Origin of the sequence: Pedobacter sp. ASV12 (assembly GCF_016429155.1) — a bacterium.
Classification (GTDB): Bacteria; Bacteroidota; Bacteroidia; order Sphingobacteriales; family Sphingobacteriaceae; genus Pedobacter.
This window is the reverse complement of record NZ_JAELUC010000102.1, coordinates 1-11,584: the sequence shown is the minus strand read 5'-3', so window position 1 is coordinate 11,584 and position 11,584 is coordinate 1. Positions and strand designations below refer to the sequence as shown.

The window sequence follows — 11,584 nt, the reverse complement described above, 5'->3', positions numbered from 1 at the left end:
CCCCCCCCCCCCCTTTTCTCCCCCTCCCCCCACCCCCTACACCTCCACATGTCGTGGTTCGTCGGCAGCGTCAGATGTGTATAAGAGACAGCCTCTATACTGAAGATTGACCGAATAAAGCTTCCAGTTTTAATAAATTTTTAGGGGATGGGATACAATTTCCATTTTCCCAATCTGATACCGTTGACGGGTCAATATTTTGGAGTTTTCCGAGCATCTTGGAAGTAATACCATTCCTATACCTGTAAGCCTTTATACGTCCAGAAATTTTTGTTTCATCAAAGCTTAGCGGACTATAGGCCAAGAACTCTATAATTTTCGGATAGAAGATGATCTGTGGCGTACTCCTGTTTTTTTCCCAGTTGGCAATACAATCTTCGGTAACTCCACATATCTTCGCCACATCCTTTTGAAATAGCTGTAGCTCCATTCGTCTCTTTCTGATATGCTCTCCTATGGAAACTGGGGCGTCAGGATAACAAATAGGCGCCGGTTTTTTGGTTATGCATTCGTATCGCAAACAAGGCAACATCTGAATGTTGCCGCCGTACTCATAGTCAAGATGAAATAAAACTAATAGATTGATAGAGAAAATTATCCTAACCTCCTTTTCACTAACTAAAACCTGCTTTGTAACGGAGTCTACAGCTGAGCGCTTCCTTTCAAATGGCATGCTATTCCAATCTCTTATAAAATCATCGATCCTAGTAAATAACGCATCTCGATATTTAATCCGAACCTGTTCATCTGCCATCTTATTCTGTATAATGTTAGAGCTTCTGCTGGATTCCAGCATTTTGATATTCATAAGACAATCAGAAAGGTACTTCCAATATATTTCCTCGATATTGCCAACTGCGATTTTTATTCTGCAGCTTTTACAACAGTACACCTTGGCGCCCTTGACGTACATCTTTTTTGAACACAAGCATTTTACGAAACCGGACAATAGATATACAGATCTTCTTCTGCCAATGCGGGTACTTTTTCTTTCTTGTTCCCCTAGTATGCCATTGACCTTGTTCCAGACCTGTCGAGAGATGACAGGTGGGCACTTGGTTATGACCCATTCATTTCTAGGCTTCAGCACCGTGCGCTTTCTTCCCTTAGTACCCTTTGTATAGTTGGCAATCCGTTCGCCCTTTGCGGTGGTATCTTTGAGCAGCCGATCAACGGTAGTATCCGAAAACAGGGCTCCTCTTCGTGTTCGATAACCAAGCCTGTTCAGCTCATCGGCTGTGGTCTTCTTGCCTCTGGTCCTGAGAAATATATCATATATCAGTTTTCTGATCGGAGCCTCTGCTTCGTTTATCACGAACTTTCTGTTTTGCCAGGAATATCCAAATATTGCCGGTCCTCCTAGCGGCTTGCCGAGATTGGCACGAACTGGAACCGACTCGGAAACCCTAGCTGAGATTTCTTCACGCTCCCACTCGGCCAGAGCCGACATGACCGTAAAAAAGAGCATTCCTGGAGGGGTGCTGGTGTCAATGTTTTCAGATAGGGAAATCAAGCTTGCTTTTGCATTTCTAAATACATCGGCAATCTCCAAAAGCTCCCTAGTGTTCCTGGCGAGACGTGCTAGCCTTGAGAAAACCAAACCATTGATTTGTCCGCATCTGATGTCCCGCAGCATTCTCTGGGTTTCGGAATGTTCCATTATCGTCTTTCCGCTTATTCCGCTCAGGCGATAGACTGTTTTTAATTTCCAGCCCTTTGCATTAATGTATTGTATGGCTCTTTGTTCATGATGCTCAGGACTTTCATCACTCATTTGTTTATCGGTGGATACCCGTATCCAAATTCCAACTTTAATGATATCTTCCATTTTTTCGGCTACCTTAGTTTTTGAGGCTTACTGTATTATTTCTCAAAATATAAAGGCGACGAAATCCAATAAGTTTTATAATGAAACAATATCGATTGGAAGTTATTCTAAAAATGGCCACTTTTGAATAACCCCCATGATCTGGCATATTGATTTATGCTCAAAACAAGGACATATTGATGCGCTATCGAATGAAAGACAAACGCATTGAAAGATTAAAGCATAGATTGTGTATTTCAGTAAAAGTATCCACCCCGTTTCGTTCCAAACTGTCCAGCCCTATCAGGGCTTTTTCTTTTTAGTACCTTTCCATCTGGAAGAACATCAAGCCGCCTGACCGCAGATCCGGCAGGCTCCCCCAAAACGCTTTTGCTCCGCAAAAGCCCAGAATCCGCATCCAAAGCAATCTCAGATCATAGTAATATATATAGGTAGGCTTACAGCAGAAAAGACCTGCCGTTTTTAGGCTCCAGATAAGCCAGGATTTATTTTCAGTATGGTTGGTGAACGATGAGTCCAGAAGGGATCATCAGAGTCTTAAAAAGCCTTAAAATCAGCCGACTGCACACTTTTAAGCGAAACGGGGTGGACACTTTGGGGCGAAAGATGTGGCCACTTTTGGAATAACCCCCAAACAATAATCCAAATTTATACTATTTCAATCAATTAACAACCGAAAATCATGGCAATAATTTACCTTATGCTATCCATAGTGATAGCATTGCAGATTCTGCAAATAATAAAGCCGTTGCTTCTTTTGAAGCAAGAGAGAAAAAATCGTTTGAAACGACAAGAAAGAAACAGAAAGTTTATTGATTCGAAAGAGATAAGCCCTATCTCGTCGGATATCGAAAATATATTCACTGGGTTGCTTTAGTCAATCCATGGTTCTGTGAGCAAAATCTGCCATCAGTTCGGCTTTTCTCTTTTCGATCTCATCAAGTGAGAGTCTAAAATATTCTTCAGCATCTATTGGATAATCTGTGTCTTTGAGCAACTCCCTTAAAATATCACGCTGGGTATTCATAACAGATTCCATAATGGCTTGATTTGTTACCATAAGGTTCAGCATTTCACTGAGCACTTTGTCAAGCTTAGACCTGTTGTTGCCTAGATTTTGTTCAATGTTTTCTATGTCCATAACCAATTTAGATTTAGATACTCAATCTAATTAACGCACTGCGATTAACCAACAAAGTAAAAAAACAGAGCAAAACCCCTATATTGAAGAATGGAACTCAATATGCATTCCCCTAACGAACAGGAGCTGGCAAAGCTTGACCTACTGCAAAGAAGGTTCAAGGAATGCTCGCGCTCCTATGCCGATGCAAACGAGAGGCTATATGGCATGAGGGGCGCCATTCCAATAGAACAGCTAAGTTCGGAACTGGAAACGGCAAAGAACAGCTTCGATATGGCAGAGAAGGAATACAGGTCGTTTGTATTTGAAACGATGAGAAAATATAACCTCCTTTCACTATAGCTGGTTAGCTTTGCGTATAAATACCTTTTAATTTAAAAATAGTATTTAAATTGTAGACTATGTTGCGTTGACTTGTTTACCTCGTCACCAATTTGAAGAATTCAAAATCATTTGGGGCATTCTTTTGAAAAGATTAAACCATATGGTCTTTGGACATCAGCATTAATAAACCGCAAGCCTTACACGTTGCTTGCGGTGTATAATTCGATATTACCGATGGAATAATACTTCTATCTCATCGATCCTTTTTGTGAAGGCGTATTTAATCCCTTCTCCCAAGCTGCAACAGCATATAAGTATCAACTTTAAAAAGACGTCCTATCCCTTCGGCTAATACCATTCATCCATCTATATTTTTGAAGACGTCCCCCAAAAATCGCTTTCATCAAACGAAGTGCATAAAAAGCTGAAAGATAATATATTTGGTTCCAATTGCTTACTTTATGTAGCTAAAACCACACAAACATAGTCTATTTTTTTTTGCCCCATTTGACGATACACTTGTGCCTTACCCTATTGCGCCTTAGCCAGATCAGTTTCTGCAAACGCTGGTTAAGCGAATCGTTTTTGAGGCTGGCTTCAATAAACAGTTTGCGCAACCTGTGGTTTTCGTTCCTCATTTGCATCATTTCGAGTGCAATCTGCTTAAATTCCTTCAGCCAGTTGTCAAATACGAAACATTCTATTTCATACTCATCGCAGATCTCCTGGATCTGCTTGCCATCGTAATATTGTTCAATGGCGATTACAATTTGTTTTACTGAGATGTCTTCCATTTTTCAAGGCCATTTATAGAGAGCGTGAGAGCGAAAACCTAGATTGTTCTTATCCTTTAGGGTAATTGCCTTGTTTATTGTTTTACGATTTTGAATTCGGTTCGGCGGTTAAGCTGATGTTCGGCTTCTGTACATTTTACCCCCTTTGCGCAACGGTTAAGCAACTGGCTTTCGCCGTAGCCCTTTGCTGAAATCCTATTTTTGGCAATACCTCGATCAATGATATACTGTACAGCGGCATTGGCTCTGCTTTGCGACAACCATTGGTTGTATTGGCTGTTGCCGCGGCTATCGGTATGCGAGCCGAGTTCGATCCATATCGTTGGATTGTCTTGCATGATCTTTACCAGTTTATCAAGCTCAATGGCTGCATCTGGCCTGATATTCGACTTGTCGAAATCATAATAGATGTTTTCCAGCCTGATGCCCTTGTTCAGTTCGATCTGTTCGAGAAACAAATCTTGTTTCCACACGGTTGAAGCCAGGAGATTTTTGGTGCTCAGGCTGGCGTTGTCGCTCCTAAAGTTGGTTTTATCGCCCGTAAGTGTATAATCTGTTTCCTTTTCCAAGCTAAAGCTGAATTTTCCATCGGCTTCTGTCTGTACCTTGAGGCTATTGCCGTTGGCTCCGTTCAGTGAAACTACTACATTGCCCAAGGGTAGCCTGGTTTTTTTATCGTAGGCGATGCCGTTGAGCTTAAAGGCCAGTATAAGTTGTTCGGCAAAGCCATAAATATCGTCATTGCCCAAGCCACCAATGCGGTTAGATGATAGATAGCCATCGAGTTCGCCAGCTTTGCTGTAAGCAAAATCGTCTTGTGGGGAGTTAACAGGATAGCCCATATTTACTGGCTTCGACATTTTTCCCGACCTGCGTACCGATTTAAAGATGTCGAGTCCTCCCATGCCGATCCAACCGTCGCTGCTGAAGTAAAAAGTCTCGTCGCCATCAAAAAAAGGCGTCCGTTCATTGCCTTCGGTATTGAATTCTTCCAGATTGATGGGTTTGCCCCATCCACCGTTTTCAGTCCTGAAACTGGCATAAAGATCTAGCCCACCTTTGCCTCCCGGCAGATTGGCCGAAAAGTACAGAATGCTTCCATCCTTGCTAATAAAAGGGTCGCCGAGCGAATATTGGTTCACATTGTTATAGGGAAAAGAAACAGGAGCTTTCCAGTTTCCATTAGCGTCTTTTTGGCTGCTGTAGATTTCGAGGTTAACCGTTGCCAGTTTGCCTTTCATAAACTCCGGGTTTTTGGGAATCCGAGTCAGCGTAAAGAACATTTCGTTGTCATCGGCGGTAAAGCTTGCCGGCCCCACATGATAGTCAGTGCCGAACGGTGCCTTAAAGAAGGCGACTGTTGTTCCGTTCTGTTCATACAGTTTGTAATAATGGTTACCTGTCCACCCATAAATGGTTTTGCTGGGCTGCTGCGCACCGTCAAATTTTAAAAATGGCTTTCTTGATGCGCTTTGGGCAAGGGTATCTTCAGGATTAGCCCTATCAGAAGCGAACACTAGCGCGCTGGCCAGTTTAACAACGCCCCAATCTGATTGTGGCGAATTGAGTTGTTTCTGGTTAACGATTGCTGTGGATTTTGGGTTTTTCATCCAAAGCATGGCCGAATCGCAGGAAAGAAGCCAAAGGCTTTTCTGTGTGGCCGGCACCTTGCCATTCAACTGCAGGTATTTTTGGTATTGTAGTTTGGCCTCGTTGTATTTGAGATTGTGCTGCAAGGCCTTGGCATAACGCAAGGTATTTTCTGGACTGCTTACCTCCATGTTTGCGGCAATGGCTGCCCAGCTTTCAAACTCCTTGTAGTTATTGGTCAGCTCGTAACATTCGGCCAGGCGTTCGGCAGCGTGCAGGCTTTGGCGCTTTTGGTAAGCCTGCTCATATAGGTCGATGGCCTTGGCATAATTGAAGAGCTCGTAAGCTGCATCAGCTTCTTTCAAAATATATTGTGCCTTTGCGCCTATCGATGTACATAGCAGCAATGCAATGAGCAGTATCAGGTTCAGTCGGCTTGTTCTGGTCATGGTGATCAAATTGAAACGTTATTTGTCTAAGTGTTAAAAATATCTTGGTCCATACATCCTGATCAGCTTTTTGCCAAAGAACCAACCAACGGAAATTTCGTGGGTACCGCTGCTATAGCCCCGCAATGGCCCGATCGAAAAATCGTAGGCATAGCCGATCCTGAATTCCTTTGATGGAAAGACTTGGATGGCCGCTACCGCCGAATTGAGGTTGCTCAGGTCTTTTTGCAGGTAGGATTTGTTGTAAAGCTTTACGCCCGTTCGGTAAGAGCCCCCGATCCAAACGCGGTCAGCCATAATCAAGAATGCATTCACGTCTAAACTGGTAGGCCCGCCACGATCGTCTTTCAATAAAAAAGAGGGCTTGAGCTGAAAGTTCTCGTTAAGTGGCAACAACATGCCAGCTGTCAGATAGTAATGAGGTTTCGGTTGCGGAATAAGGGCATACCTATTGATATCAATGTACTGCGAAACCAAGTTATCTGCACTAAGTCCGGCGTAAAACCTATCGTTCGAATAGTAGATGCCTACTCTTGCATCAGGAACAATGGTACTTTGCATTCCGCTAGGCAGGTTAGGCTCGGGATCGTTGGGATTAAGCAGTGCGCCATTAATGCCCAACTGCACTACGCCAACACCAAACCCCAAGGCTAACCTCGAAGTACCGTCTTCGTTGGTGCGCAGGCGATAGGCATAGTTGGCATAGGCTGCCAAGTTACGCTGGGCCCCGAGCTGGTCGCTAGAAACCTGCAGGGCAAGCCCTACATTGCCATTATTGGCAATAGCATCTACCGCTACCGAAAGTGTTTTCGGCGCACCTTCTATTCCTGTCCATTGGTTGCGGTAAAAGGCATGCAGGTTCAACTGCTCGCGATAACCTGCGTAAGCCGGATTGATATAGATGCCATTGAACATATACTGGCTGAACTGGGCATCCTGCTGGCCAAAGCTCGTGTCTGCCATCGCTAGCAACAAGGCAATCGCTATAATTATTTTCTTGGTAACTGATTTCATGGTAGTCGTTTTATGGTTAAAAGGCATCGGATCGTTCTTACTTTTTAAATGACCTCACAAACATTACAGCGCCCTTAAACACTTGCCACTCAGAGCCGGCTGTTTCCTTTACGCGCAATACGTAGTAGTAGGTGCCCTCGTTCAGTCCTTCGCCTGTCCAGTTGTTTTGGTAGCTGTTGGCCCTGAAAACTTCGTTGCCCCAGCGATTGACGATGACGAGATCGTTTTGGGCAAAAAGATCAAGCCCTCTGATTTCGAAAACATCATTAATGCCATCGCCGTTAGGTGTAAAAAGATTAGGAATCTGCAGGGTGGTCCCAGAAACGGCCAATTTGGTAAACCAAACACCATTGGCAAGCTCGCTGGCCACCAAGCCTACATTGAAGCGTGTATGTACGCCCAAACTTGGGTTAGTTCCTTTGGTTACATCCCATTTGCCGGCACCCAAGTACTGGGCAATACCGGCGTTGACATCTTTAAACAAGCTTCCACTGGTGTTTTGGTTGTGCTGCAAGGTGAGATCGACGCGCATGGGCGCCTGGGCCAAAATATGCCAATTGCGGTTCATCCCCATTTTGGGATCTATACCTACACTGGATTCCAAAAAATCTTCCACGCTCACGAATACCTTTCCGGCCGATTTGGCAGCAACAGTTGCAGGGGTATAATCGCCTAGCGAAATCCCCACGGGAAATACAAAGGTGCCCGGAGCCGCATACGTCTTCACCAAATGTGCGTTGCTGCTGTTACCCGTTACCACCATACGGCTTGCGCCATAATTACTGATTTGTCCGCTGGCGCTAAAGCCCAAATTATTGTTGTTAAGAATGATATTAGCCCCATTAACCGCCAAATTGAGGTTGCCACCGATGTTGAACGCAGCAGCTTCGGCTCCTGCAGGATTATCGGTGCCATAGCCCGGGTCTGCCACATCTGCGAGTATAGCATTGTTGTTATTGCGATGCTCTAGCACGAGGTTGATAAAGGCACTATTGTTCCCGTCAATACGTGTTGGCCCTGAAGCCATATCGATGTAAAATGGATTATCGCCCGGGTTATAGATAACGATCTTGCCCTTTCCGGTAAAGGTGGCGCCGCCGGCGATCCAGATGTTCTTGCTATAAATTTCCAAGGTACCATCGATGGTCCAATTGGCCTTTGGACCAAAATAGCTCCCTTCTGCATAACGGATTTCGGTAGTACCCGCAGCAATATAAACTTCAGAATTATCGGTTGTTAGACTTTGCGATCCGGTTTGGGCCTTAAGATGAAAGCCACGCAGCACCAAAATCGACAATGCGATTAGTTGTAGGTATTTTTTCATGTTCGATCTAATTGTACACCCCATTAACCTGCAATACCGCTTTGGCCATAAATTGGTTGAGCGAGGCGCTGTTGGTGGCTGGTCTTGCTATATAAATTGCATCGGCTGCCGCCACATTGCTCCTGCGGGTAGCATAAAGCTCAATGGTGTGCGAACCCAGGCTCAAATTATTGGCTTGTCCCAAAATGGTCCATTTGTCGAGCGTGCCGGAAAAGCCGTCTCCTATTAAAACAGCAGGCCGTGCGGCTATTAATTTGCCATCGAGAAAAACTCCTATGGCATAGCTAACCGACATTCCGGGCGACATAACCTTACCCAGGTACTGTACCATCCCTTCGGCCTTAATATTTAAGGAATTAACGGCTTCTATAATGTTGAAATTAATTTCCATGCCTGGAATTTTGGTCCACGCGCTACCTCCCGAGAGGCTGCCCGTTGGGCTGGAATTTTCTGTATAAGCCAGGGCTCCGGTTTCCGAACTCAGCTCCAATCCTGTAGTATTGCTTACGGGTTCGAGTACAAAGGCAAAGCTGTTCCGAGCAGGCGTAGTTTTTACCACCCCATTGTCATCGACCACCAAAAACGGCCCTGCGCCGGTTTTTACACCTTCGAGTCGCAACGGATCATCGGTACCGCTTGGTTTAATATGCAACCTTGTGAGGGGAGGTTTTGTATTTGCACCCATGCTCCCTTGTGCTTTTACCAGCGAGGCAGTACAAAGGACAAGCAATAGGAGGAAGAGATATTGATCATAGATTTTCATTGTTCTTAGTTTTGAGTGATTGCCTTGCTAATTGTAAACTCCGTTGATTTGCAATACAGCCTTGGCCATAAACTGGTTCAAAAGTGTAGAACTTGCTGCCGGCTGGGCAATAGCCAGGTCTTCTGGTCCTGTACCAACTGTGTTTCTGCGGGTGGCATAGAGTTCTATTTTATGGGCGCCTACCGAAAGATTGCTGGCTTGCCCTAAAATGCTCCAGCGGTTAGAAGAGCCGGCAAAACCATCGCTGGCCAGGATAAACGTGCGCGTAGCAATCAACTTGCCGTCTAAAAATATACCCAAAGCGTACGATACCGCCGATCCTAAAGCCAAAGTACCGTTATACTGCACCATGCCCTCGGCAGTAATGCTCAAGGTATTGGCCGCAACAGCAATATTAAACGAAGACTCCATGTCTGGAATTTTGGTCCACGAACCGCTTCCTGCTACGCCTCCTGTCGGAATACTGTTTGCCGGAGCCGAGTTTTCCGTATAGTTTACCGATCCGGTTTGCGATGTCCTGGTCAAGGCCAGTCCCGTTGTATTGCTGATCGCAGGAAGCACGAAAGCGAGATTGCTTTTATCTGTAGAGGTTTTAACTACGCCATTGTTATCCAGTACCAAAAACAGTCCCGAACCGGCTTTGATGCCTTCTACCTTTAGGGGGTCTTCGGTACCACTGGGCTTAACATGGAGCGTTGTAGTAGGGGTTTGGGTATTTACTCCGGTTCTAACCTGTGCTGCAGCAAGGCCCGGAAGAACGATAAGAACTATATAAATCAATTTTTTCATGTAACTGTCTTTTAGTGTTGATCAAGTTTGCTTAAAGGCTATTTCTTGTCTAGCAACAATTTTTCTATCCTTTCCAAGCGGGCTTTCACCTCTTCTAGTTCGGCCTGTTGCTTGTCTATTTTCTCTTTTTGTTCGATGGTATGCAGGTAGAGTTCCTCTATTTTTTCTAGGCTTTGGATACTTAACTCAGTCACGTCGAAGGTGTAGCCGTTATTTCCTTTCTTCAGGTCGCTGATCGATCTCACGCCAGGCAAATGGCTGTTTTGCATGATGAAATCTTTCACGTAGGCCAATGACCTGAACTGGTAATCAGATTTAATGTCTGAATGTCCTTTGAAATATTTTTCGAATACATAATCGGCATATACACTGTTGGTTGTCCAGATTTTGCCAGTGGTGGAAATATCGCCCGCCACATGGAATTTGGGCGTTATGGTTTCTGTTCCCGCAGTAAACGTTGGGATAGTAGTTGCGCCAACGGCTACATTGCCCATCTGGTAGATGTTTTGGGTGTTCGCCGTAGCCTGCGTGCCACCGGTTTGATTGAGCCAAGGTTCAGTTGCCAACGCCGAAGCGGCAATGGTTTTCAATTGACCGCCAATAGTCGAAACAACCAGGTTATCTGTGGCAGCCCCAGTTGGCAGTCCAGTAATATTTAAAGTTTGGCCACTTGTAGCGATAGTTGTTGCCTTGGTTAAAGCCCCACCTAATTGTACGTTATCATCTGGCGATGTCCCCACAGATAGGCCGTTGTTGGCTTTAGCCGTCAAGGTTACATCCATTAACACCGAATTTGCACCCCCATTAACCGTTATACCTGTTGCAACAATGTTTTTTCCGGTCGAAATATTTGTTGGGTCTACAGAAAGTGCGCCGTCTGTACCTACCGACAATCCTGTACCTGGCTTTACCACACCTACTGCTGTGCTTGTAGCATTACCTACAGCTATCTTATAGTTGGATGCAGTGGTTCCAGCGCCTGATATAGTTAAAGGAGCAGTTACAGTGGTTACACCTCCAACTCCAGGTGCACCTTCGGGGCCTGTATCGCCTTTATCTCCTTTCAAACCTTGGGCACCGGTATCCCCTTTTGGACCTTGGGCACCTGTCGCACCTGCAGGGCCAATAGCACCGGTCGCACCGGCAGCTCCCGTATCGCCTTTATCTCCTTTCAAACCTTGGGCACCTGTCGCACCGGCGGGGCCAGTAGCACCAGCAGGACCGGCAGCTCCCGTATCGCCTTTATCTCCTTTCAAACCTTGCGTACCGGTATCCCCTTTTGGACCTTGGGCACCTGTCGCACCGGCGGGGCCAATAGCACCGGTCGCACCGACAGCTCCCGTATCGCCTTTATCTCCTTTCAAACCTTGGGCACCGGTATCCCCTTTTGGACCTTGGGCACCTGTCGCACCGGCGGGGCCAGTAGCACCAGCAGGACCGGCAGCTCCCGTATCGCCTTTATCTCCTTTCAAACCTTGGGCACCGGTATCCCCTTTTGGACCTTGGGCACCTGTCGCACCGGCGGGGCCAGTAGCACCAGCAGGACCGGCAGCTCCCGTATCGCCTTT

The 11,584-nt window shown here is 45.6% G+C and carries 10 protein-coding genes; 1 reads left to right on the top strand and 9 read right to left on the bottom strand.

The annotated features are described in order from the left end of the window. Nucleotides 1–94: 94 nt before the first annotated feature. Nucleotides 95–1,828 (bottom strand): recombinase family protein, encoded by a 1,734-nt coding sequence (locus tag JHD69_RS17425; protein ID WP_199141627.1) that lies wholly within the window; start codon nucleotides 1,826–1,828, stop codon nucleotides 95–97. Nucleotides 1,829–2,705: 877 nt separating this feature from the next. Further along, complete coding sequence (locus JHD69_RS17420; protein ID WP_199141626.1) at nucleotides 2,706–2,969, bottom strand: hypothetical protein; 264 nt, start codon at nucleotides 2,967–2,969, stop codon at nucleotides 2,706–2,708. Between the two features lie 90 nt (nucleotides 2,970–3,059). Between JHD69_RS17420 and JHD69_RS17415 the strand changes: the two genes are divergently transcribed. Further along, entirely contained in the window at nucleotides 3,060–3,311 is a 252-nt protein-coding gene (locus JHD69_RS17415) for a hypothetical protein (protein WP_233166008.1), read from the top strand. Between the two features lie 470 nt (nucleotides 3,312–3,781). On the opposite strand, the gene JHD69_RS17410 is transcribed toward JHD69_RS17415, so the two are convergent. From JHD69_RS17410 to JHD69_RS17380, 7 genes are all read right to left on the bottom strand, one after another. Next, complete coding sequence (locus JHD69_RS17410) at nucleotides 3,782–4,087, bottom strand: hypothetical protein (RefSeq protein WP_199141624.1); 306 nt, start codon at nucleotides 4,085–4,087, stop codon at nucleotides 3,782–3,784. A 74-nt stretch (nucleotides 4,088–4,161) separates the two neighbouring features. Continuing rightward, nucleotides 4,162–6,126: an OmpA family protein gene (locus JHD69_RS17405; RefSeq protein WP_199141623.1), complete on the bottom strand. Its 1,965-nt coding sequence runs from the start codon at nucleotides 6,124–6,126 to the stop codon at nucleotides 4,162–4,164. 33 nt (nucleotides 6,127–6,159) lie between these two features. Further along, nucleotides 6,160–7,140 carry a PorP/SprF family type IX secretion system membrane protein gene (locus tag JHD69_RS17400; protein WP_199141622.1) on the bottom strand — a complete coding sequence of 327 codons (981 nt, stop codon included), beginning with the start codon at nucleotides 7,138–7,140 and terminating at the stop codon, nucleotides 6,160–6,162. A 37-nt stretch (nucleotides 7,141–7,177) separates the two neighbouring features. Then, the gene (locus JHD69_RS17395) at nucleotides 7,178–8,464 is read right to left on the bottom strand and encodes a gliding motility-associated C-terminal domain-containing protein (protein WP_199141621.1); all 1,287 of its coding nucleotides are present in this window, start codon (nucleotides 8,462–8,464) and stop codon (nucleotides 7,178–7,180) included. 7 nt (nucleotides 8,465–8,471) lie between these two features. Beyond that, nucleotides 8,472–9,227, bottom strand: coding sequence for a hypothetical protein (locus tag JHD69_RS17390; RefSeq protein ID WP_199141620.1), 756 nt, complete (start codon nucleotides 9,225–9,227; stop codon nucleotides 8,472–8,474). A 27-nt stretch (nucleotides 9,228–9,254) separates the two neighbouring features. After that, the gene (locus tag JHD69_RS17385; protein ID WP_199141619.1) at nucleotides 9,255–10,016 is read right to left on the bottom strand and encodes a hypothetical protein; all 762 of its coding nucleotides are present in this window, start codon (nucleotides 10,014–10,016) and stop codon (nucleotides 9,255–9,257) included. A gap of 38 nt (nucleotides 10,017–10,054) precedes the next feature. Beyond that, nucleotides 10,055–11,584 (bottom strand): hypothetical protein (locus JHD69_RS17380; RefSeq protein WP_199141618.1); only part of this gene is annotated, 1,530 nt, incomplete at its 5' end.